Raw genomic sequence first — 22,316 nt, forward strand, 5'->3', positions numbered from 1 at the left:
GGGTGTAGTCGGTGTAGCCGCGGTGGTCGCCGCCGTAGTACGTGGTGGGGTCGGGGGGGTTGAGGGGGGTGCGGGTGCGGAGGCGGGTTACCAGGTCGGGGTTGGCTAAGAAGGCTCGGCCGAAGGCGACCAGGTCGGCGCCTTGGGTCAGCCAGTGTTCGGCTGTTGAGCGGCCGCCGTCGGCGGGGAGGTCGCCGCCGGTGCTGGGGGCGGCTATCAAGGTGCCGGGCCAGGTGGCGCGGATTTTGCCGGCCAGGGGGGTGGCGGCGGGGACGCCTGCCAGGTGGAGGTAGGCGAGGTTCAGGGGGGCCAGGGCGGCGGCGAGGGCGGGGTAGGACTGGTCCGTGTCGTGTTCGGCGATGTCGTTCAGGGTGTTGCCGGGGGTGATGCGGAGGCCTACCCGCTCGGGGCCGATGGCGGTGGCGGTGGCGGTGGTGACCTCTATCGCGAAGCGGAGGCGGTCTTGGCCGTAGGGGTCTTCGCGGTGGTTGGTGCGGGCGGACAGGAACTGGTGGATCAGGTAGCCGTTGCCGCCGTGGAGTTCCACGCCGTCGAAGCCCGCGTCCATGGCTCTGCGGGCGGCGTCGGCGAAGTCGCGGATCGTCGCCTCCACCTCGGCCGTGGTCAGTTCGCGGGGGACGGGGTGGTCGCGGCGGCCGTCCCTCGTGTAGATCTGGCCGGCGGCCGGGATGGGGGACGGGGCCACCGGGAGCAGGCCGTTCAGGCTGGGGTGGCCGATGCGGCCGCTGTGCATGAGCTGGACGTAGATGTGGCCGCCCGCGGCGTGTACGGCGTCGGTGACCAGGCGCCAGGCGGCCACCTGGGCATCGGTGTGCAGGCCGGGGGTGCGGGGGTAGCCCTGGCCTTCCAGGCTGGGCTGGGCGGCCTCGGTGATAATCAGGCCGGCGGTGGCGCGCTGGGCGTAGTACAGGGGGGCGTCGGGCGGGAGTATCCCGTGGTCGTCGGCGCGGCTGCGGGTCATGGGCGACATCACCAGCCGGTTGGGCAGACGCAGCCGTCCGAGCCGGACGGGTTCGAATAGGTCGGCCATCGCACCTTCCCTTCAGATGTCGCGTGAACCTGCTGTCCGCGCGTCGTGTACCACGACTCCCCCGGCGCCTGCCGTCCCTGGCGGGCCGAACGGCGGGGGTGCCACCCGGCGGCCGGTTTCCCGGTACCCGGTGTCCCTCGCGGGGCCGACCGGGAGTGTTTACCCGGCGGCCGATCTCTCGATGCCTGGTGTCCCGGCCGGACGAGGTGACGCCCGGCGGCCGGTCCCCCGGTACCTGGCGTCCCTCGCGGACCGACCGGCACTTCTACCCGGCGGCCGATCCCTCGGTGCCTGGTTTATGGGACGAGTCCCGGCGGCCGATCCCCGGCGGTTCTCGCGGACCGCCCGGCCGAGGCCCGGCGGGCGATCCCCGGTCCCCGGCGGACCTCACGGACCGCCCGGCCGAGGTCCGATAGGCGATCCCCCGAGGCCCGGCGGTCCTCGCGGGCCTGCCACCGGTGTCCGGGTGTCCCTCGCGGGCCGCCCGGGTGGGGTGGTGCCATCCGGCGGCCGGGTGAGGCCGCTCTTGGGCCGGAGGTGCCCGGCCGTCGAGGCGGTGCCCGGCCGCCGGACGATCTTGTCCGGCCGCCTGACGGGTGTCAGGCGGGGGCGGGGGTGCCTTCCATGGCTTTCAGGGAGGCCTCCATGCGTTCCTTGGCGTCCTCGTCGCCGGTGGCGGCGTGGACCTTGCCGAAGTCGGTGGCGGCTTCGGTGTGACGGCCGGCGTCGGCGTAGACGACGGCGCGGTTGTAGAGGATCTCGGGGGAGTCGCTGAGGTCCACGGCGCGTTCGAAGTCCTCGATGGCGGCGGGCAGGTCGCCGGCCTGGTAGGCGAGTTCGCCGCGCAGGGCCCAGGCCTCGGCCAGGCGGGGGTTGCGGGCCAGGGCGGCGCTCAGCGCCTCGCGGGCGGCGCCGGGCTCGCCGCGTTCGGCGAGGAGGCGGCCCTTCAGGCACAGCAGGTGGGGGTGGGCGGGGGCGGCGTCGAGGCCGGTGCTGACGTCGCGCCAGGCGGCGGCGGTGTCGCCGAGGTCGCACAGCAGGCCCGCGCGGTTGGCCCGGGCGTCTACGTGAGCCGGGTCCAGTTCGATGGTGTACGAGAAGTCGGCCAGGGCGCCCTCGACGTCGCCGAGTTCGAGGCGGGCGTCGCCGCGGTTGTAGTAGGCCTCGGGGAACGGCGGGGACAGCTTCAGTGCCTGCTCGTACGCCGCGATGGCCTCCTCGTCGCGGTTGAGGCGCCGCAGCATGTTGCCGATGTTGAAGTGGTGCTCGGGGAAGTCGGGGTCGACCTCCAGCACCTTGCCGTAGTCGGCGAGCGCGTCCTCCAGGCGGCCCATCATGCCGAGGACCTGCGCCCGGTTGTAGCGGAGCACGGTGCGGTGCAGGGCGTGCTCCCCCGGTTCGAGCTCGCGGTCCAGGCGGGCCATGCCCTCCTCCAGCATGCGCAGCGCCGCCTGGGGGCTGTTCTGCCGGACCTCCACCAGGGCCAGCCCGTTACGCCCGAACACCGAGTGGAACGCGCGTTCCTTGGGCTCCTCCAGCAGGGACGCGATGGCGATGGAGACGTTCATCCAGGCGCGGGCCTGCTGGTAGTCCCGCTGCGGCTCGGGGTAGTGCCGCGCGTACAGCATGGCGGTGGCGTAGGCCAGTTCCATGTGCATGGCGGGGTCGATGCTCGCGGCGCGCGACTCGTCGTAGATCGCCTTGGCCTCGTCGGCGCGGCCGAGGGTGGCGAGCGTGATGCCGGTCGCGTCGGCGAAGTACCACCACTCCTCCTCCTGCGTCGCCCGGTCCACGATGGCCCGGGCCCGCAGGCCGAGGTCGGCGGCGGCCTGGTAGAGCCCGACGCCCCGGCAGTAGGCCACCGCGTTGTGCAGAGCGGTCAGGCCTGCGCCGCCGGGGTCGCTCCCGTGCTCGGCGTGGAAGGGGATCGCGCCCAGCGTCAGGGAGTACTCGTCGGAGCGCGCCAGTTCGGCCGCGCGCTCGTCGTGCAGCGCGGCCCGCTCCTCGGCGGCCAGCCGCTGGTAGGCGGCGATCTGGCGGGGGTCGTCGTCCACGCAGTCGCCCTGGACGTACGCGCGCGGGTCGGGCGCGGGGCCGTCCGGGTCGGCGACCGAAGGGGCGTCGACGGGGGTGGCGTACCGCTCCAGCAGCGGTGCGAGCGAGATAGAGATCTCGCCGGGCGGGTCGGCGACGGGATCGTCGCCGGTGCAGGCCACGACGGTCAGGGGGCCGAGGTCGCCGCGGCGCAGCAGCACCGCGACCAGTTCCTGGTCGGTGGCGTCGGCCTCGTGCAGGTTCTCGACGACCAGCGTGCGGGGGGCGCCGCCGAGGGCCGCGAGGTAGTCGCGGAGCAGTTCGGCGAGGCCGTTGGCGATGTTCAGGGTGTGCAGCCGGGAGTAGAACCGGGTGCGCTCCCCCTTGCGGGCGGACCACTCCAGCGAGGTCCAGGCGCGCGGCACGGCGTCGGCCAGCTCGGGGGTGCTCGTCATGATCTCGATGTTGTGCTCGATGCCGAGCTCGGGGGCGCGCTCCAGCAGGTCGGGCGCGATGGCCCGCAGCAGGGTGCCGGTGGCGGTGTACGGGCCGCGCAGGCGGCGGTGCGCGTCGACCACGGCCAGCTCCGGCGGCAGGGCGAGCCGGCCCCTGACCAGGTCTCGGTCGCGGCGTCTCGCGCCCCGGATCCAGTAGTGGTCACGCTCACCCATGGTGCGTCCCTTTCAAGCGATGACGTGGCGGAGCTCGCCCTGCCGCCGGCGGAGCCGGTCGCGCAGCGCGAGCCCGCCGAGAACGGCGAACTGGATCAGGATGAAACCGGCGAAGATCGTGGAGTCCAGCAGCTCGGCCCAGGTGGCGCCGTCGTCCACGAAGCGGGAGAGCACGGCGACGCCCATGGTGTACAGCAGCGGCACGACGGCCCAGGCGAAGGTGGCGAGGCTCACCGTGTAGCCGCCGAGGATCAGCCAGGAGTACCACCGCGCGGCCCGGCGGTCGGCCGGGTGCCACCGGGACTCGTCCACCAGCTTGTCGTGGCGGCGCAGCAGGCGGTTGAACCGGTTGCGCAGCAGCCGCTTGGCGGTGGTGTCGAGGTCGACGCAGCGCAGCACGGTGGACACCAGCACGTACAGGTCGGTGCGCAGGTAGAACGAGAACTGCCACAGCACCCGCAGCAGGATCGCGAACGCGAAGGCCAGGCAGAACCGCCCGGTCAGCGTGAACCCGCCGCCGGCGGTGCGGCTCAGGTCGGCCGCGATGGTGCACAGGGCGATCACGACGATGTCGGCGAACATCCCGGCGACGATGGGCAGGTATCTCTTGCGGCGCGGCACGGCCACCAGGCCGTCCAGGGAGGTCTCCAGCACGATGAAGTAGAGCCTGCGCCCGACGGACAGGCTGGAGCGCAGGCCGAGCCGGCGGCCGGCGAGGGCGTGGAAGGCCTCGTGCAGCAGGAGCTGCGGCACCGCCGCGATGAACAGCGTGACCTGGATGACGGTGTAGTAGTCGGTGAAGAAGACGTTCTGGTAGTTCGGCACCAGGTCGGGGTGCCGGATCATCGCGACCAGCGCCCAGCCGATGACCGCCGCGTACGCGACCCAGGCGAAGGGGGAGAACAGCGCCACACCGAGGCGCCGCCAGCGCACGGGGGCGCCGGGGGCGGGGCCGGGGGCGGCGGGCGGGTCCTCGGGGTCGCGGATGAAGCCGAGTTCGGCGAGCGCCCCGATCACGTCGTCGATGTCGACGTTCTCGTGGTAGGTCTCCGCGTACCACGCGGCGGCCTCGCGGGGGGTGTCGCCCTCCTCCAGCCTGCGCACCAGGGCGGCGCCGTCCGGCGGGAAGATCGCGTACGAGTCCGTGTCGCGGCGGCCCACGGTGACCTCGTCGCCGTCCGCCAGGTGGACGAGCGGGTGCAGCGGGAGCGGCCGGTCAGGGTCGTACTCGATCGCCACGGGGTCGTCCAGCGCCTCGGTTTCGGTCAACGGGACAACCCTCCGTGCGTTTATGTGCGTCCTTTTTCGGAGCGATTACGGTTTATCTTTCGGGTGTTTTCGGACGGGGAGACGCCGGACGCGGATGCCGCGTCCGGCGCGCCCACCGGTGCCGGTACTAGCTCGTCTTCTTGTAAACGGAGCACGCGGCGGCGGTCAGGCGAACCGGACCGGCCTTACGAATCTGAATCTTCTTCATGGGATCCTCCTCCCGAGGGATCAGCAGACACGAGCTACGATGACTCGCGCCGCTGGATCGGTGCCGCCACCTGGCTGGACGCGGCGGTGCCCGCCGCCCGCGCCGGGTCCAGCGGATCGTCAGCCGGACTCCAGCCCCATGGTGTCCCCCGACGTCAGGGCGATTTATTCGTTTTGCCGTATTGCATGAAACATGCGAGATGTGGCCAGATTAGGACACCGGACTATCTCGCATTACAGCCAGTCAAAACATATGATTCTTCCGATTTCCGGCACGTGTCCGCACTCGCTCCGGGGAGACACATGGCAGAGCTACGGTTTCACCTGCTGGGCCCGTTAAGGGTCTGGCGCCGGGAAACCGAAATCAAGATCAGCTCGGACAAGCAGCGGGCCGTGCTGGCCCTCCTGCTCCTCAAGGCCGGCATGCCCGTGCGGCGCCAGGAGATCATCGACGCCGTCTGGGGCGGCGACGCGCCGGACTCTGTCGTCAACCTCGTGCAGACCTACGTCGGGCGGCTGCGCCGCCGCATCGACCCCGGCGACGCCGCCCGCTCGGGCTCCTCCTGGCTCGCCGGCCTCGGCGCGGCCTACGCCGTCCGGCCGGACCGCTGCGAGGCCGACCTGGTCGCCTTCCGGGCGGCCGTCGGCTCGGCCAGGCAGGCCTCCTCCCCCCGTGAGTCCCTCCATCTGATGCTGGACGGTCTCAGGCTGTGGCAGGGACCGTGCCTGTCCGACCTGGACCACGTGCTGAAGGGCCACCCCTGGGTGCGCGCCGTCGACCAGGAACGCATCAACGTGCTCCTGGAGGCGGCCCGCACCGCGCTGCGGCTCGGGCTCGCCGACGAGGTGCTGCCCCAGCTGCGCGCGGTCGCCGAGGCCGAGCCGCTGAACGAGGCCGTGCAGTCGTGGCTGGTGCTGGCCCTGGCGGCGTCCGGCGCGCAGGCCGAGGCGCTGGCCGAGTACGACTCGGCGCGGGCGCGGCTGGCCGAGGAGCTCGGCATCGATCCCGGGCCCCAGCTGCGGGCCGCGCACCTTCAGGTGCTGCGGCAGGAGGCCGCGCCGCCGCCCTACGAGACCGCCTCCGCCGGGACGCTCCGGCCCTCGCTGCTGCCCGCCGGGGTCGGCGACTTCACCGGCAGGGAGAAGCTGGTGGAGCACCTGTGCGCGGTGACGGCCAAGCGGGTGACCGGCCCGCTCCCGGTGACGCTGATCACCGGGCAGGCCGGGGTGGGCAAGACGACGCTGGCCGTGCACGTGGCGCACCGCATGAGCGAGGCGTTCCCCGACGGCCAGCTGTACGCCGACCTGAAGGGCACCGAGGACCACCCCGCCGACCCCGGGCGGGTGCTCACCCGGTTCCTGCGGGCGCTCGGCGTGCACTCCTCGGCGATCCCCGAGGACATCGACGAGCGGGTCGACCTGTACCGCAGCCAGCTCGCCGGGCGCCGGATCCTGGTGGTGCTGGACGACGCGGCGGGGCAGACGCACGTGAAGCGGCTGCTGCCCGGGGCGCCGTCCTGCTCGGTGATCGTGACCAGCCGCTGCCGGCTGTCGGGCTGGCCCGGCGCCCGCATGGTGGACCTGGACGTGCTGGAGCCGCTGGACGCCGAGAACATGCTCACCGCGATCATCGGCGAGGAGCGCGGCCGCGCCGAGCCCGGCGCGGCGGCGGAGCTGGTCCGGCTGTGCGGCTACCTGCCGCTCGGCGTGCGCGCCGCGGGCACCAGGCTCAGCACGCGCAACCACTGGACGATCGCGCACTTCACCGAGCGCTTCGCCTCCGGCGGGCTGGACGAGCTCAGCATGAAGGACCTGGACGTGCGGGCCACCCTGGCGGTCGGCTACCAGAGGGTCGGCGACGCGGCGCGGCGCGCGTTCCGGCTGCTCGGGGTGCTGAACCTACCGTCGTTCTCCGCCTGCACGGCCGCCACCACCTTGGAGACCTCGCCCGGTCTCGCCGAGGAGCTCATCGACGCGCTCACCGACGAGCGCCTGCTGGAGGTCGCCGAGACCGACGCCATCGGCCGCACCCGCTACCGGTTCCACGCGCTGGTGCGCCTGTACGCCCGCGAGCGCGCCGCCGAGGAGGAGACCGAGACCAGCGTGCGGATCGTGATCACCCGGACGCTGGCCACGCTGCTCGCGCTGGCGCAGGAGGCCGACGGTCATCTGCCCGGCTCGTCGTACGCGCCGATCCGCGGCCGGGCGCCGCGCTGGCCGCCGCCGGGGCCGATCCACGAGCGGCTGCTCGCCAGCCCGGAGGCGTGGTTCGAGAGCGAGCGGGCCAGCCTGGTCGCCGCGGTGCGGCAGGCCGCCGCGACCGGGCACGACGAGCTGGCGTGGGAGCTGGCGGCGTCGACGCTGAACGTGTCGATGCTGCGGGACTACTGGAACGAGCTGGAGCAGACCCACCGGGTGGCCTTGGTGGCGTGCCGGTTGTCGGGCAACCGGCTCGGCGAGGCGGTGATGATGCGCGGGCTGGCCGAGCTGGAGCACACCCTCGGCCATCACACGGCCTGCGCGGGCGACCTGCGCGCCGCGCACGCCATCTTCGCCGACCTGCGGGTGCCGAGCGGCGCCGCCGAGGCCCTCGCCCGCCTGCGGGCCCTGCGCCAGGGCACCGCGCCGCCTCCCCTCCACCCGCCCGCGCACGTCACGGTCCGGCACCGGTCCAGCGGCCGTGCGTGACCCCCGCCGTCAGGGGCGCAGGCGGCGGGCCAGCTCGGCGGCGGTGGCCTGCCAGGCCGGGGAGGCGGGGTCGATGACGTCGAAGTGGTCGCCGGGGCGTTCCAGGTGGACGACGTCGTCGCCCGCGGCCTGGGCGGCGGCGGCGTAGCGGCGGCTCATGTCGATCATGTCGAGGTCGTCGCCGGTCCCCTGCACGACGAGCTGCGGCACGCCGAGCGGCAGCCGGGTCAGGGGGTCGGCCGCGGCGTAGACCCACGGCACCTCCTCGCGCGTCCCGCCGAGCGCCCCCGCGACCGCTCCGGTGCCGAGGCGCCGGCGGTCGGCCTCGGCGAGGTCCAGCACGCCGGCCAGCGACACCGCCAGGGCGACGCCGCCCGCGTCGGCGGCCAGCCGGAACGCGAGCTGGCCCCCGGCCGAGTGGCCGACGACGGCGATGCGCTCCGGGTCGAGCGGCGGGCCGTCCTCGATGGCGGGCCCGGCGGCGGGCGGAGGGGCCGAACCGGTGGCGAGGGCGGTGAGCGCGCCGAAGCCGTCGGCGACGTCGGCGGTGGTGGACTGCCAGCCGTGCTGGTCGGGGCGGCGGTATTCGAGGTTCCAGGCGGCGTAGCCGCGGGCGGCGAGGTCGATGGCCAGGGCGTCCATGAGGTCGGCGCCCCAGATGGAGCGCCAGAAGCCGCCGTGGACGAGCACCGCGACCGGCACGGGGGCGCCGCCGCGGACGTCCGGGAGGCGCAGCTCGGCCCACTGGTCGGCGGCGGGGCCGTAGGGGACCCGCCGGGCGGGATGGCGCAGCCGGTGGACGGCGTGCCGCACGGCCCAGGCCAGGCCCCAGATGCCGCGGCCGGCCATGCGCACCGAGCCGGTGGCGACCTCGGCGGGGCCGGGCAGTCCCGTGTCGTACCAGACGGTCCGCGCCGCGTGCGGGCCCGGTCGGGACAGGACGGGGCGGACGGCGACGTCGGGGCCGTGCAGCACCACGACCGCGCAGGTCTCGTCCTGGCCCGCGGCCGTCAGCACGTCCCACAGCGCGGTGGGGCCGCCCACCACGACCAGCCGGCCGGGCACCCCGAGCGCCCGCCACTCCGTCTCCGCCACCTGCCGCAGCAACCCGGGATCGGCGGCCACTCCCGGCCCGATCACGATCACCACGTTGGGTTCACCCATGCTCACCGCACCCCCCGGCGACCATCATCACATCCACGCCCCTCCGGAGCCGGGTGTACGCACCGGCAGGTCAGGGGACGGCCCAGCCCGTCGCGTCGTCCCGGACCACCGTGCCGCCGCGCATGACCCACCGTACGCCGCGGAACGCCGAGGTGGCGGCGAGAGGGTCGGCGTCCATGGCGACGAGGTCGGCGTACTTGCCGGGCTCGATCGTGCCGAGGTCGGCCTCGGCGCCCAGCCAGCGGACGGGGCCGAGGGTGGCGGCGTACAGGGCGCGGGCGGGACCGAGGCCGTTGCCCGACATGTGCTCCAGCTCGCGGACCGTGGCGTTGGTGCCCTCGAACGGCCAGAACGGCGGCATGTCGCTGCCGAGCAGCACCTCGACCCCGGCGGCGAGGGCCATGGCGTAGCTCTCCAGGTGGCGCGGGCCGGCGTCCAGGGAGCGGCGGCGCATCCACTCGGGCACGCCGAGCTCGGCGAAGAAGGATTCGCAGCGGGTGACGAGCAGGGTCGGCACCAGGGCGGTGCCGCGCCCGGCCATCAGGGCGGTCACCGGCTCGGTGAGCTGGTACCCGTGCTCCACGCAGTCCAGCCCGAGCTCGACGGCCTCGGCGACGACCCGCGCGGGGCCGGCGTGCGCGGTGACCTTGCGGCCCCAGGAGTGCGCGGTCTCGATGGCGGCGCGCAGCTCGTCGGAGAACAGCTGCCGGGTCGCGATCTGCTCGTGCTCCCCCGCGATGCCGCCGGAGATCATGATCTTGATGAGGTCGGCACCGGCCTTGACCTGGCTGCGCACGCCGCGCCGCATCCCATCGGCGCCGTCGCACTCCAGGGTGTCGGACCCCTCGTGGCCGTGGCCCCCGGTGCACACCAGCGCCCGGCCCGCCGTGTAGATCCGCGGGCCGGGCACGTGGCCCGCGGCGATGGCGCGGCGCAGCGCGAAGTCGGCGTGGTCTTTCTCGGCGACGCAGCGCACGGTGGTCACGCCGCACAGCAGGGTGCGGCGGGCGCCGTCGGCCATGTACAGCGCCAGGTCGTACGGCCCCATGTCCTTGAGCGCGTCCCCGGCCCTGCCCGGCAGGGACAGCGACAGGTGGGTGTGCATGTTGACCAGGCCCGGCGTGACGTACGCCCCGCCGAGGTCGATCTCCCTGACGTCTCCGGCGGCCCGCGCGGCGGCGGTCACCTCGGCGGCGGGGCCGACCGCGGCGATGCGCTCGCCGCGCACCCACACCCCGGCGCCGGGCAGCGGCCCGGTGCCGTCCAGGACCCGGCCGTCGACGACGGTGCAGCCGGTCAGCACGACCGAGGATTCCATGCGGCCTGTTCTATCAGGTGGTAATTCCGTGAACAAACCGCCCCTGTGTTCACGAGGGTGAACGTCAGCGGCCGAGGAAGCGCCGCGCGTTGCCCGACAGCAGCTTGGTGCGCTGGGCCGGGGTGAGGAAGCCCGACTCGTGGACCACCCGGCCCACCGGACGCTCGCCGAGAGGGTAGGGGTAGTCGCTGCCGAGGATCACCTGGTCCTCGCCCATGGTGTCCACGAGCAGGCGCAGCGCGGCGGGGTCGAAGACGACGGTGTCGACGTGGAAGCGGTCGGTGTAGTGGCTGGGCGGGAAGGCGGAACGGCCGCGGACCACGTCGCCGCGGCGGTGCCAGGCGTTGTCGGCGCGGCCCAGCCAGAAGGGGAACCCGCCGCCGCCGTGCGCGAAGCACAGCCGCAGCGAGCGGGGCACCCGGTCCAGCACGCCGCCGAGGATGAGGGCCAGGACCGACAGGTGGGTCTCGGCGGGCATGCCGGTGAGCCAGCGCGCCATCCACCGGTCCAGGCGCGGCCCGCCGGGCATGTCCCACGGGTGCACGAACACCGGGGCCCCTACCGAGGCGCAGTGCTGGAGGAACGTCACGATGCCCTCGTCGTCCAGGTCCCGGTCGCCCACGTGGTTGCCGATCTCGACACCCGCGTGCCCGGCGGCAAGGCAGCGGTCCAGCTCGGCGCAGGCCGCGTCGGGGTCCTGCAGCGGCACCTGGCAGAACGGCACCAGCCGGTTCCCGCCGGCCGCGGTGACCTTCAGCGTCAGGTCGTTGAGGATCCGCGCCGCGGCGGCGGCCTGGGCCGCCGGGCGCTCGTAGCCGAAGAACACCGGCGTGGGCGACACCACCTGCACGTCCACGCCGTCGGCGTCCATGTCGGCCAGCCGGGCCTCGGCGTCCCAGCACTCGGCGCCGACCGGCCGGAACTCGGTCTCACCGATCATGATGGTGGCGGCGCGCGGCGAGTCCACGCGCAGCCAGGGCCAGGCGGAGCCGCCGCAGCGCGCGGACAGGTCCGGCCAGCCCTTGGGCACGACGTGCGTGTGCACGTCGATCACCGGGTCGGGCATCAGCCCTTGCCCGGGTGCAGCGTGCCGCAGGCCTTGCAGGTGCGGGCCTCCAGGTCGCCGTAGAACGCCTGGAAGACCGGCGGCAGGTCGGTCACGATGTCGCGCACCTGCAGCTCGACCTCGTGCACCATGGCCTGGCAGGACGGGCAGTACCACTGGAAGCGCTCCAGCGTGCCCTCCTCGCGCACCCGCTCCACCACCATGCCGATCGAGCCGGGCTCGGGGCGCTGCGGCGAGTGCGGCACGCCGCCGGGCAGCATCCACATCTCGCCCTCGCCGATGCGCACCGACTCCGGCCCGTCCGGCGTCATGATGTCGACGTGCATGGTGCCCTTGACCTGGTAGAAGAACTCCTCGTACGGGTCGACGTGATAGTCGGTGCGCTGGTTCGGGCCGCCCACCACCTGCACGATGAAGTCCGACCCGCCGGGGAACATCTCCTTGTTGCCCACCGGAGGCTTGAGCAGGTGCCGGTTGGCCTCGATCCAGCCGGGGAAGCTCACCGGCCCGGCGATGTCACTCATCCCACGTTCCCTTCCGGTCGTACCGCGACGGCCTGCATCTCGATCAGCAGATGTGGATGGGGCAGCTGGTGCACCGCGACGGTGGTCCTGGTGGGGCCGCCCTCGTCGAAGTATTCGGCGTAGACCTCGTTGTACCCCCCGAAGTCATTCATGTTCACCAGATACGCGGTGATCTGCACCAGGTCGCCGAGGTCGGCCCCGGCGGCGCGGAGGATGTCGCGGATGTTCTCGATCACCGCGCGGGTCTGCTCGCGGATGTCCGCCGTGACGGTCCCCATCGCGTCCGCGCGCGCCCCCGCGATGGTGCCGTCGGGGCGCCTGCTGGAGGTGCCGGACACGAACACGAGGCCGCCGGCCACCTTGACGTGCGGGAACCGGCCGCGGGGCACCGCCTTTCCGGGCACGACCTGGCCGGTCATGACAGGTCCACGCAGACGTTGGTCAGCTCGGAGTAGAAGTTCAGGGAGTGCGCGCCGCCCTCGCGGCCGATGCCGGACGCCTTGGACCCGCCGAACGGGGTGCGCAGGTCGCGCAGGAACCAGGTGTTGACCCAGACCAGCCCTGCGTCCAAGCGGGCCCCGGCCCGGTGCGCGCGGCCCACGTCGCGGGTCCACACCGTGGCGGCCAGGCCGTACTCGCTGTCGTTGGCCAGCGCGAACGCCTCGTCCTCGTCGGCGAACGGCGCGATGTGGCACACCGGGCCGAAGATCTCCTCACGGTTGGTGCGCGCCTCGGGACCGAGGCCGGTGAGCACCGTCGGCCGCACGTAGGCGCCGCCGTCCCTGGCGTCGCCGAACACCGGGACGTCCCCGCCGGTCAGCACGGTGGCGCCCTCGGCGCGGGCCAGGTCGTAGTACCCCAGCACCTTGCGGCGGTGCGCGGTGGAGATGAGCGGCATGGTCGCGGTGGCCTCCGCGCACGGCCAGCCGAACTCCAGCGCGGCGGCCCGCGCGGCCAGCCGCTCGGTGAACTCCTCGAACACCGGCCGCTGGACGTACAGCCGCTCGGTGCACAGGCAGACCTGGCCGCCGTTGGTGAAGGTGGAGCGGACCGAGCCCGCCACCGCGGCCTCCAGGTCGGCGTCGGCGAAGACCACCCCGGCGTTCTTGCCGCCGAGCTCGAACGACACGGCCTTAACGCCGTCCGCGGCGGCCCGCATGATGGCGCTCCCGGTGGCGGACTCCCCGGTGAAGGTGATGGCGTCCACCCCGGGGTGCCGGGTGAGCATCTCGCCCGCCGCGCCCGGCCCGTGGCCGTGCACCAGGTTGAACACGCCGTCCGGCACGCCCGCCTCGGCGATCACCTCGGCCAGCACCGTGGCCGAGGACGGCGTCTCCTCCGACGGCTTCACCACCACCGCGTTCCCGCAGGCCAGCGCGGGGGCGACCTTCCAGGTGAGCAGCAGCAGCGGCAGGTTCCACGGCACGATGACCGCGACCACGCCGACCGGCTTGCGTATCGCGTAGTTGAGGGCACGCCCGCCGCCCGCGGTGGCGATGACGAACGACTCGCCGGGGGCGGTGACGGCGATCTCGGCGAACGCCCGGAAGTTGGCGGCGCCGCGCGGCACGTCCAGCGTGCGGGCCTGCGCGACCGGCTTGCCGGTGTCGGCGACCTCGGCGGCGACCAGGTCGTCGAAGCGGCGCTCCAGCCCGTCGGCGATCCTGCGCAGCACCGCCGCGCGCTCATGCTCACCCATCCGCCCCCACGGGCCGCGCAGCGCCCGCCGGGCGGCGGCCACCGCCGCGTCCACCGTGTCCTGGCCGGCCTCGGCGACCTCGAACAGGGTCTCGCCGGTGACCGGGCTGATCTTGGGGAACGTCGTCTCGGCGCCGGTGAAGGCGCCGCCGACGAAGTTGCGCAGCAGGCCGGGCTCCCCGGCCGGGCGTCCCGCCATCAGGTCCTGGCCCCACACCGTCGCGGTCATGTCACGTGCCCCTCCCGCCCGTCCCGCCGCGCGCGGCCCGCACGGCGAGCGCGCCCAGCACCAGCGTTCCCGCACCGGCCAGCGCCGCGAGCACCTGGTGCTGCCTGCGCACCCGGCGACGCACCCGCGCGTACGGCATGGTGGAGAACGACACCAGCTCGTACCGGGAAACGTACCGGCCGGGCAGGGCTCGTTCCAGGGCGTGCTCGACGCTCTTGCCGAGGCGGAACACCGGGGAGGCGACCTTGTCGCGCATCTCGACGAAGTTGGCGAGCGCCATCCGCGCGATGGCCTCGGTGTCGTCGCGGCGGCGCGCCTCGAACAGCGGCAGCGCCTCCGCCCAGTCGTCGCCCGCGGCGTCCAGGCAGCGGTCCAGCTCGACGACGTCCTCGAACGCGCAGTTGGCGCCCTGGCCGTAGAACGGCACGATGGCGTGCGCCGCGTCGCCGATGAGGCCGACGCGTCCCTCCGCGTGCCAGGACGCGCAGCGCACGGTGCCGAGGGTGCCCACCGGGTTGCGCAGGTAGTCCTCCACCAGGCCGGGGGCCAGCGGCATCACGTCGGGGTACTCGGCGCGGAAGTGCCGCTCGACGGCCTCGGGGGCGTCCAGGGAGGCGAAGCCGCCGGGGCCGTCGGCGGGCCAGAACAGCGTGCAGGTGAACGAGCGGTCCGGGTTGGGCAGGGCGATCATCATCGAGGTGCCGCGCGGCCAGATGTGCAGCGCCCCGGGGTCCAGCGCGAAGTCCCCGTCGTGCGGGGGGATGGTCAGCTCCTTGTAGCCGTGGTCCAGCAGGTCCACGGTCTCGGTCAGCGTGCCGTACGCCAGCAGCCTGCCGCGCACCGCCGAGCCCGCGCCGTCCGCGCCGAGGACCACCGGGGCGGACGCCTTCACCTCGCCGTCCTCGGTCTGGAACGTCATGGTGCCGCTCGCGGGGTCCAGGCCGGTCAGGCGGTGGCCGAACACGGCGCGCACGCCGGGCCGGCCGGTGGCGGCGGCGAGCAGGGCGTCGTTGAGGGCGCCGCGGCCGATCGAGTTGATGGCGCGGTCGCCGTGCGTGCTGTACGGCTGGAAGCCGGGGGTGCCGCGCACCGGGTGGACCATCCGGCCGCGCATCGGCAGCGCGCCCGCCATGACCTGCCCGTCCAGGCCGATGCGGCGCAGCGCGTCCAGGCCGCGCTCCGACAGGGCCAGGTTGATCGAGCGGCCCCGCTCCGGCGGGCGTCCCCGCGGGTCGGGGCGCCGTTCGTACAGCGTCACCTGGTAGCCGCGCCTGGCCAGGAAGCAGGCCAGCAGGCAGCCGGTGAGCCCGGCGCCGACCACCGCGACCTCGCCCATCCGCGGCCCGCCGCCCGGCGGCAGGCCGTTCCCCGCGTGCTCCCGGGGCGTCATCGGGTCTCCTCGACCAGGTGCGTGAGGGCCTCGGCGAGGCGCCAGCAGTCGTGGTAGGTCGAGTAGAGCGGGACCGGGGCGGCGCGCAGGACGTCAGGTTCGCGGGCGTCGGCGATGACGCCGTGTTCGTGCCGCAGGCGCTTGGCCAGCTCGCCCGCGCCCCGGCCCACCCGCAGGGAGAGCTGGGCGCCGCGCCGCGACGGGTCGCGCGGGGTGATCACGGTGACGGGGCGGGTGGCGGTGACCTCGTCGAGCAGGCGCTCCAGGTAGCCGGTCAGGCGGGTGCTGCGGGCCCGCAGCTCGGTCATGCCGACGCGGTCGAAGATCTCCAGGGAGGTGCGGACCGGGCCCATCGCGAGGATCGGCGGGTTGGACACCTGCCAGGCGTCCGCCCGCGCGGGCGGGCGGGACACCGGGGCCATCTCGAAGCGGGTGGCCGGGTCGGTGCTCCACCAGCCCTCGAACCGCTGGATCGCCGGGTCGCCGAGGTGCCGCTCGTGCACGAACACGCCGGCGAGGGCCCCCGGCCCGGAGTTGAGGTACTTGTAGGAGCACCAGGCGGCGAAGTCCACGTCCCAGGCGTGCAGCTCCAGGGGCACGTTGCCCGCCGCGTGCGCGAGGTCCCAGCCGACCACGGCGCCGGCAGCGCGGCCGGCCCGGGTGATCGCCGGGATGTCCATCAGCTCGCCGGTGAGGTAGTTGACCCCGCCGAGCAGCACCAGCGCGATCCGCTCCCCCTGTTCGGCGAGGACGGCCAGCACGTCCTCGGTGCGCAGCGTGTCCTCACCGGGCCTCGGCTTGAGGCGCAGCACCGCCCGGCCGGGGTCCAGGCCGTGGAAGCGGGCCTGGCTGCGGACCGCGTAACTGTCGGAGGGGAACGCGCCGTCCTCGACGACGATCAGGTTCCGCGTCCCGCCGGGCCGGTAGAACGACACCATCAGCAGGTGCAGGTCGACCGTCAGCGAGTTCATCACCACGGCCTCCTCGGGCAGGGCGCCCACCAGCCGGGCCGCGGTCGCGGTGAGGTACTCGTGGTACGGCAGCCAGGGCCGCGTCCCCTCCAGGTGGCCCTCCACGCCGAGCCGCGCCCACGCGTCCAGGTCGGCCAGCAGCTCGTCCCGGGTGGCCCTGGGCTGCAGGCCGAGGGAGTTGCCCGCCAGGTAGGCGGTCTCGGCGTACCGCCCCGCCGTGGCCGGCGGGACGTGGAACAGCTCGCGGTGCCCGGGGTCCCCGGTGTCCAGCCGCCGGGCCTCGTCCTCACCGTGGATCATCGTGCCCCGTTCTCGCCGCAGGTCGTCAGCCGTAACGTCATCGCACCAGCCCGTGGCGTCCGGTCACATGTGGGTCCGGGCGGTCAGGAGCTCGGGGAACACCACTTGTTCCATGCTGCGGCGCAGCCAGGCGACGCCGGCCGAGCCGCCGGTGCCCGCCTTGCCGCCCATGGCGCGCTGGGCCGCCTTCAGGTGCTCGTAGCGCCAGTCGGCGAAGCGCTCGGCGACCTCCGACAGGGCCTCGCCGAGCATGCGCAGGTGGTTGCCGGGGGTGTCGGTGCGATAGATCTCGACCCACGCGGCCTCCACGGCGGGGTGGACCTCGTGCTGGACGGTGACGTCCCGCTCCAGCAGGGCGGCCGGCACGTCGAAGCCCTGCCGGGCCAGCAGCGCGATCACCTCGTCCCACAGGCTGGGCACGCTCAGGTCGCGGACCAGTTCGTCGTGGACCTCGGGCTGGCGGCGGAACGGCCGGACCAGCGCCTCGTTGCGCACGCCGAGCGCGAACTCCAGCTGCCGGTACATCGCGGACTGGAAGCCCGAGCCCTCGCCGAGCAGGTCGCGGAAACGGTTGAAGTCGGACGGCGTCATCCAGCGCAGCCCGCGCCAGGCGGCGTTGAGGCCCTCCAGGTCCAGCGCGGCGCGGCGCAGCGGGCGCAGCGCGCCCCACACGTCGTCCGCGCGCAGGGACCGCGCGGCCTCGCGCAGCTCGAAGCGGGTGAGGCCGAAGTAGAGCTCCATGATCTGGCTGATCATGAGGAACGACATCTCGCCGGGGTCCTCACCCAGCGGCTGCTGCAGCGTGTGCAGGGTGGCCGCGCGCACGTAGGCGTCGTAGGGCAGGGCGTCGGCGAACTCCAGGGTGGGCTCCCCGGCGTTGGCGGACGCCCGCACGTCGCGTTCCTCGGCGGTGACGGGACGGACCCGGCCCGTCAAGATCTTGATCCCAGTGCTGTCCACGTGCCACTCGCCTCCTCGTCCTCGCCTGAGTGGTCTGTTCTCAGCTGCCTCGATACTCCCCCAATCCTCAGGTCCGCTGAATATCCAACAAACGGTATATGTGCCCATTAACCTGCACATTCACCGCCAACGGCTGCCCAGACTTAACGAACGGAAACCTTCCGCGCCGCCACACGTCACGACGCGGGGTCGCGGCGCAGGGACGGCAGCACGGCCGTGCCGAGCAGCTCGACGCCGGTGTCGTCGGTGAGGCCGTGCGGGGTGCCGAACTCGACCCGGCGCACGCCCGCGTCGATCAGCGCCTGGGCCTGGGCGGCCACCTGGTCGGGGGTGCCGGAGAACGCGAAGAGGTCCAGCACGTCGCCGGGCACCAGCCGCCCGGCCTCCTCGTGCCGTCCCGCCTCCACCAGCGCCGCCACCCTGGCCACCAGGTCCGGCGGCAGCTCCACGGTGGGGTCCAGCTCGGCCACCACGGCCAGGTACATGGCGACCTCGGTCCTGGCCCGCGCCCTCGCCGCCGCGCCGTCGCGGTCCACGACCGTCACCGCGCCGAGCACCACGCCGACGTCGCCCTCCGGCCGCCCGGCGGCCGTCTCGCCGGCCCGCACCCTGTCCCTGACCAGGCGGGCCATGGCCGGGTTGGCGCTGCCGCCGACCTTGATCTCGGCGGCGACGCGCCCGGCGAGCGCCGCGCCCTTCGGCCCCCAGGCGCCGAGCAGCAGCGGCGGGTCGGGTCTGCGCACCTCGTACCGGAACGCGGTGCCGGGGGCGAGGCGGAACACCGTCCCCTCGTATCCCTCGACGTCGCCGCGCAGCAGGCGGTACACCACCTCGGCGGCCTCGGCCAGCGTGGCGAGCGGCCGGGGGCGGTCGATGCCGACCGCGTCCAGCCAGGTGCCCCGGGCCAGCCCGAGGTAGGCGCGGCCGTCGGAGGCCAGGTCGAGCGCGGCCACCTGGCCGGCGATCTCGTACGGCGCCATGGAGTAGGGGTTGAGGCAGGCAGCGCCGAGGCGGACGCGGCCGGTGGCGGCGGCCATCTCCAGCAGCGGGAAGATCGGCGGCTGGTACATCAGGTCGCCGAACACGCTCAGCACGTCGAACCCGAGCTCCTCGGCGCGCCGGGCCAGCCGGGCGTAGTCGCCCGGCCGCTTGTCGCTCTGCAGCCCGAGGCCGATCTCGGCGGCCGTCACGTCAGGTCGGCGGAGTCCATCCGCCGCCTCCGGGTGCGCTCGACCCGCATGATCAGGCGCTCCTCCGGGTCCGGGCAGGCGAAGTGCGCATCCTGCGCCAGCCAGTCGCCCGGTGCCAGGTCGCGCTGCTTGGCCGCGAGGAACGGCAGCACCGCGGCCAGCGCGTAGACGCAGAAGTGCCGTCCCTCCGGCAGGGTCAGGTGGGCGCTCTCGGTCAGGTCGAAGTGGTCCCCCACCCGCATCCCGCACACCGACCGGCCCTCGATGCGTTCCACCCGCACCCGCAGGTCGTAGAGCTCCATGTCCCCGCCGCCGTCCGCGCCCGGCTCGTCGTCCGCCATCAGGCCCTCCTTCCACCGGCCCGCACGCCCGTGCCGCCGCCCCCGCACAGTAACCGGCGCCTCCCGGCCCCCCGCGCACGGCTCCCGCCGTCACCGTCCGCGTCCTCACTGGTGGGGTCGAGTAGTCGAATACCCGGGACGGATCGGCGTCCTTTCGGCAAACTCACTGGTACCGGCCGGAATCCTGTACGGAGAGGAGACATCGGCCTTGGCGGGGATCTGGACGACGCGATCACCGGCACGAGCGGTGCCCCTGGCCTGCGCGACCCTGGCCTGCCCGGCTTCCGGCGGCGCTCCCGGCGCGGGCCCGCCGTCCCTCTCCCCCGCCCGAGGCGCCCCGGCGCCACGATCGAGGTCCGCCACGACTGCCCCGGCGACGGCCCCTCGGACGGTCCGAGTGACGACCCTTCAGGTGACCCGAGCGACGGCCCTTCCGGTGGCCCGCCGGACGGCCCTTCCGGTGGCCCGCCGGACGGCCCTGCGGACGGCAGGCGGGAGCGGGGCCGGCAGGCGGGGACGCCGTCCGGCGGGTGCGGGGTGACGAACCGCGAGCACACCGGAAGCCGGGAGGGGCCGCCCTACAATCCCCTCATGGGCGGTGGTTGGCCGTTCGTCGGCCGGGAGCGGGAGTCGTCCGCGGTGCTCGCGGCGTTGCGCGGGCGGGACGAGGCCGGGGTGACGCTGGCGGGGCAGGCCGGCACCGGGAAGACCGAGCTGATGCGCCACGTGCTGGGCAGGCTGGCGCGGGCCGACCGCGGCGTCAAGGTGCTGCGCACGGTGGCCTGCGCGGCGGGCACCCCGATCCCGTTCGGCGCGATGTACCGCGTGCTGCCGAGGCCGCCCGCCGAGCCGCCGCCCATGTGGAACCCGGTGCAGCACGCCGCCGAGACCCTGCGCGCGTCGGCCGGGGGCCGCACCCTGGTCATCGGGGTGGACGACGCCCACCTGCTGGACGACCTGTCGGTGCTGCTGCTCGCCGACCTGGCGCGCTCCCGCGCGGCGCGGATCGTCGTGTCCGTCCGGGACGGCGAGCCCGCGCCGCGCACGCTGACCGCGCTGTGGAAGGAACGGGTGCTGCGGCGCGTCGACGTCGAGCCGCTGCCGGACGCCGACGTGGAGGCCGTGCTCACCGCCGCCCTCGGCGGCCAGATCGAGCGCGCCACCCTGGCCCGGCTGCGCGAGGCCGCGCGCGGCAACCCCCTGCTGCTGCGCGAGCTGGTGGAGTCCGGCCAGAGCACCGGTGCGCTGACCGAGCGCGACGGGGTGTGGTGGTGGCACGGCCGGTGGACGGCCTCGCCGCGGCTGCGCGAGCTGATCCACGCCCGGGTCGGCACGCTGGACGGCGACCGGCGCCGCGCCGTCGAGCTGCTGTCCTTCGCCGACTCCCTCGGGCTGGCCCAGCTCACCGCGATGACCTCGCCCGCGGCCGTCGAGGAACTGGAGCGTTCGGCCCTCGTGCGGGTCGACCGCGACGGCGAGCGGCTGCACGTCCGGCTCGGCCACCCGCTGCACGGCGACGTGATCAGGGCCGCGCTGCCGGTCACCCGGGCGCGGGCGTGCCAGGCCGAGCTCGCCGAGGCGGTCGCCCGGCACGGCGCCCGGCGCCGGGAGGACCCGCTGCGGGTCGCGCTGTGGCGCCTGGACAGCGGCACCCCGGCGACGGCGGAGTCTCTGGTCGCCGCGGCCAGGCAGGCATGGGCGGGGCACGACCTGCCGCTCACCAAGCGGCTGGCCACGGCCGCGGTCGCCGCCGGGAGCCGTGAGGCGGTGCCGCTGCTTGGGGACCTGCTGCTGTTCAGCGGGCGGCCCGAGCAGGCCGAGGAGTTCTACGCCGCGCCGCCGCCGTGCGCGGACCGGCTCGGCCTGGTGCGGCTGCGGTTCCTGCGCGGCCTCAACATGGTGTGGGGCCTCGGCCGGGCCCGGGAGGGGATCGCGCGGATGGCGGAGGCCGTGCCCGCCGTGCTGGACTCCCCGTGGCGGGACGACCTCGGCCCCACGCACCTGGTGTGGCTGGCGTACGTCGGGCGGTGCGGGGACGCGCTCCGGCTGGCGGGCGAGCTGACCGCGCCGCCCCCGCTGAGCGAGGCCGGGGAGACGGTGCTGCTGGCGGCGCGCAGCACCGTGGCGGCGTTCACGGGGAGTACCGCCGAGGCGTGCGCGACCGGCCGGGCGGCCCTGGCGCGTATGGACGCGCACGCCGCGGTCTATCCCTGGCTGCGCGGCGCCCCCGCGTTCGGCGTGATCTACGCCCTGCAGTTCGGCGGCGAGTTGCGGGAGGCCGAGGCCGCCGCCCGGGACTGGAACGACACCATGGTCGGCAACCCGACGGCGTGGTCCTACGCGACCGCGCTGTCGGCGCTCGCCCTCGGCCGTTCGGCGCGGCTGCTCGGGAAGGCGCGTTCGGCGGTCCGCCACCTCAAGGACGCGCGGCGGCTGTTCGGGGAGAGCGACGCGCAGCCGCTCGGGCACATCGGCGTGGCCGAGCTCGCGCACTCCCTGGCGCTGCTCGGCGACCTCGCCGCGGCGCGGCGGCTGCTGGCCGAGGCGCGCTCGGGCGACGGCGAGGCGTTCGCGTTGTTCGGCTTCACCCTGGACGCCGCCGAGGCGGCCGTCGCGGCGGCCGAGGGCGACGTACCCCGCGCCGCGGCCCTGGCGGAGGAGGCGGCCGGGCGGGCGCGCCGGATGGGGGCGCACTCCTGGGAGCCGCCGCTGCTGCACGACCTGGCACGGCTCGGCGAGCCCGCCCGGGCGCTGCCCCGCCTCGGCGAGCTGGCCGCGACGCTGGAGGGCCCGCTGCCCGCGCTGTACGCCCGGCACACCGAGGCCCTGGCCGGGCGGGACGCGCGGGCGCTGGACGCGGTCGCGGCGGACTTCGCGGGCCTCGGCGCCGCGCTGCTCGCCGCCGAGGCCGCCGCCCAGGCCAGTGCCGCGCACCGGGACCGGGGGCGGGCCGGCGCCGCGAGCCGTTCCGCGTGGCACGCGGCCCGGTGGGCGTCCGCCTGCGAAGGAGCCCGCACGCCCGCGCTGGACCTGACCCGCGCCCCCGTCCTGACCCGCCGGGAGTACCAGATCGCCCTGCGCGCCGCACAGGGCGAGACCAACCTGCAGATCGCCACGGCGCTCGGCATCGCCGCCCGCACCGTGGGCAACCACCTGTACAACAGCTACGACAAGCTCGGCGTCAGCGGGCGCACCGAGCTCGCGGACATGTTCCCCGAGGCCCGGCGCGGCTGACCGCGCCGGGT

General features: G+C 74.6%; 16 protein-coding genes. 2 read left to right on the plus strand and 14 right to left on the minus strand.

The genetic code is table 11. The annotated features are described in order from the left end of the window. The 3 genes from ACFP1K_RS15735 to ACFP1K_RS15745 form a co-directional block, all read right to left on the minus strand. Positions 1-1,051: alkene reductase (locus ACFP1K_RS15735; protein WP_380753063.1), on the minus strand; the 1,051-nt coding region annotated here is incomplete at its 3' end. Between the two features lie 599 nt (positions 1,052-1,650). Further along, positions 1,651-3,756 carry a tetratricopeptide repeat protein gene (locus ACFP1K_RS15740; protein ID WP_380753066.1) on the minus strand — a complete coding sequence of 702 codons (2,106 nt, stop codon included), beginning with the start codon at positions 3,754-3,756 and terminating at the stop codon, positions 1,651-1,653. Positions 3,757-3,768: 12 nt separating this feature from the next. Next, entirely contained in the window at positions 3,769-5,025 is a 1,257-nt protein-coding gene (locus tag ACFP1K_RS15745; protein WP_380753069.1) for a hypothetical protein, read from the minus strand. 510 nt (positions 5,026-5,535) lie between these two features. On the opposite strand from ACFP1K_RS15745, the gene ACFP1K_RS15750 reads away from it, so the two are divergent. Next, positions 5,536-7,920: an AfsR/SARP family transcriptional regulator gene (locus ACFP1K_RS15750; RefSeq protein ID WP_380753072.1), complete on the plus strand. Its 2,385-nt coding sequence runs from the start codon at positions 5,536-5,538 to the stop codon at positions 7,918-7,920. A gap of 9 nt (positions 7,921-7,929) precedes the next feature. On the opposite strand, the gene ACFP1K_RS15755 is transcribed toward ACFP1K_RS15750, so the two are convergent. The 11 genes from ACFP1K_RS15755 to ACFP1K_RS15805 all read right to left on the minus strand — a co-directional run bounded on the left by ACFP1K_RS15755 (position 7,930) and on the right by ACFP1K_RS15805 (position 19,071). Beyond that, the gene (locus ACFP1K_RS15755; RefSeq protein ID WP_380753075.1) at positions 7,930-9,084 is read right to left on the minus strand and encodes an alpha/beta hydrolase family protein; all 1,155 of its coding nucleotides are present in this window, start codon (positions 9,082-9,084) and stop codon (positions 7,930-7,932) included. Between the two features lie 70 nt (positions 9,085-9,154). Continuing rightward, positions 9,155-10,402, minus strand: a complete 1,248-nt coding sequence (locus ACFP1K_RS15760) for an amidohydrolase family protein (protein WP_380753078.1) — start codon at positions 10,400-10,402, stop codon at positions 9,155-9,157. 64 nt (positions 10,403-10,466) lie between these two features. Further along, positions 10,467-11,468, minus strand: a complete 1,002-nt coding sequence (locus ACFP1K_RS15765; RefSeq protein WP_380753081.1) for an amidohydrolase family protein — start codon at positions 11,466-11,468, stop codon at positions 10,467-10,469. Beyond that, the gene (locus ACFP1K_RS15770; protein WP_380753084.1) at positions 11,468-11,992 is read right to left on the minus strand and encodes a 3-hydroxyanthranilate 3,4-dioxygenase; all 525 of its coding nucleotides are present in this window, start codon (positions 11,990-11,992) and stop codon (positions 11,468-11,470) included. The genes ACFP1K_RS15765 and ACFP1K_RS15770 overlap by 1 nt, the downstream gene beginning before the upstream one ends. After that, positions 11,989-12,411 (minus strand): RidA family protein, encoded by a 423-nt coding sequence (locus tag ACFP1K_RS15775; RefSeq protein WP_380753089.1) that lies wholly within the window; start codon positions 12,409-12,411, stop codon positions 11,989-11,991. The genes ACFP1K_RS15770 and ACFP1K_RS15775 overlap by 4 nt, the downstream gene beginning before the upstream one ends. Beyond that, positions 12,408-13,919, minus strand: a complete 1,512-nt coding sequence (locus tag ACFP1K_RS15780; RefSeq protein ID WP_380753094.1) for a 2-hydroxymuconic semialdehyde dehydrogenase — start codon at positions 13,917-13,919, stop codon at positions 12,408-12,410. The genes ACFP1K_RS15775 and ACFP1K_RS15780 overlap by 4 nt, the downstream gene beginning before the upstream one ends. A gap of 1 nt (position 13,920) precedes the next feature. Then, the gene (locus tag ACFP1K_RS15785; protein WP_380753101.1) at positions 13,921-15,309 is read right to left on the minus strand and encodes an FAD-dependent oxidoreductase; all 1,389 of its coding nucleotides are present in this window, start codon (positions 15,307-15,309) and stop codon (positions 13,921-13,923) included. After that, positions 15,306-16,580 carry a kynureninase gene (kynU, locus tag ACFP1K_RS15790; protein ID WP_380753106.1) on the minus strand — a complete coding sequence of 425 codons (1,275 nt, stop codon included), beginning with the start codon at positions 16,578-16,580 and terminating at the stop codon, positions 15,306-15,308. The genes ACFP1K_RS15785 and kynU overlap by 4 nt, the downstream gene beginning before the upstream one ends. 63 nt (positions 16,581-16,643) lie before the next feature. Beyond that, positions 16,644-17,540, minus strand: coding sequence for a tryptophan 2,3-dioxygenase (locus tag ACFP1K_RS15795; protein ID WP_380753109.1), 897 nt, complete (start codon positions 17,538-17,540; stop codon positions 16,644-16,646). Between the two features lie 176 nt (positions 17,541-17,716). After that, on the minus strand, positions 17,717-18,730 hold the full coding sequence (locus tag ACFP1K_RS15800) for an LLM class flavin-dependent oxidoreductase (protein WP_380753112.1): 1,014 nt from the start codon (positions 18,728-18,730) through the stop codon (positions 17,717-17,719). Continuing rightward, positions 18,727-19,071 carry a TIGR04076 family protein gene (locus ACFP1K_RS15805; RefSeq protein WP_380753115.1) on the minus strand — a complete coding sequence of 115 codons (345 nt, stop codon included), beginning with the start codon at positions 19,069-19,071 and terminating at the stop codon, positions 18,727-18,729. Before ACFP1K_RS15805 ends, ACFP1K_RS15800 begins: the two co-directional genes overlap by 4 nt. Positions 19,072-19,662: 591 nt before the next feature. Here ACFP1K_RS15805 and ACFP1K_RS15810 point away from each other — a divergent pair. Then, positions 19,663-22,305 (plus strand): LuxR C-terminal-related transcriptional regulator, encoded by a 2,643-nt coding sequence (locus tag ACFP1K_RS15810; protein ID WP_380753118.1) that lies wholly within the window; start codon positions 19,663-19,665, stop codon positions 22,303-22,305. Positions 22,306-22,316 lie beyond the last annotated feature (11 nt).

The sequence above is a fragment of the Sphaerisporangium aureirubrum genome (assembly GCF_042658925.1).
GTDB lineage: Bacteria > Actinomycetota > Actinomycetes > Streptosporangiales > Streptosporangiaceae > Sphaerisporangium > Sphaerisporangium aureirubrum.

Excerpts from the sequence above, each read along its gene's own strand:
- ACFP1K_RS15755 (WP_380753075.1), bottom strand. The coding sequence starts at position 9,084 with ATGGGTGAACCCAACGTGGTGATCGTGATCGGGCCGGGAGTGGCCGCC.
- ACFP1K_RS15750 (WP_380753072.1), top strand. The coding sequence starts at position 5,536 with ATGGCAGAGCTACGGTTTCACCTGCTGGGCCCGTTAAGGGTCTGGCGC.
- ACFP1K_RS15805 (WP_380753115.1), bottom strand. The coding sequence starts at position 19,071 with ATGGCGGACGACGAGCCGGGCGCGGACGGCGGCGGGGACATGGAGCTC.
- ACFP1K_RS15760 (WP_380753078.1), bottom strand. The coding sequence starts at position 10,402 with ATGGAATCCTCGGTCGTGCTGACCGGCTGCACCGTCGTCGACGGCCGG.
- ACFP1K_RS15770 (WP_380753084.1), bottom strand. The coding sequence starts at position 11,992 with ATGAGTGACATCGCCGGGCCGGTGAGCTTCCCCGGCTGGATCGAGGCC.
- ACFP1K_RS15765 (WP_380753081.1), bottom strand. The coding sequence starts at position 11,468 with ATGCCCGACCCGGTGATCGACGTGCACACGCACGTCGTGCCCAAGGGC.
- ACFP1K_RS15780 (WP_380753094.1), bottom strand. The coding sequence starts at position 13,919 with ATGACCGCGACGGTGTGGGGCCAGGACCTGATGGCGGGACGCCCGGCC.
- kynU (WP_380753106.1), bottom strand. The coding sequence starts at position 16,580 with ATGATCCACGGTGAGGACGAGGCCCGGCGGCTGGACACCGGGGACCCC.
- ACFP1K_RS15785 (WP_380753101.1), bottom strand. The coding sequence starts at position 15,309 with ATGACGCCCCGGGAGCACGCGGGGAACGGCCTGCCGCCGGGCGGCGGG.
- ACFP1K_RS15775 (WP_380753089.1), bottom strand. The coding sequence starts at position 12,411 with ATGACCGGCCAGGTCGTGCCCGGAAAGGCGGTGCCCCGCGGCCGGTTC.
- ACFP1K_RS15810 (WP_380753118.1), top strand. The coding sequence starts at position 19,663 with ATGGGCGGTGGTTGGCCGTTCGTCGGCCGGGAGCGGGAGTCGTCCGCG.
- ACFP1K_RS15740 (WP_380753066.1), bottom strand. The coding sequence starts at position 3,756 with ATGGGTGAGCGTGACCACTACTGGATCCGGGGCGCGAGACGCCGCGAC.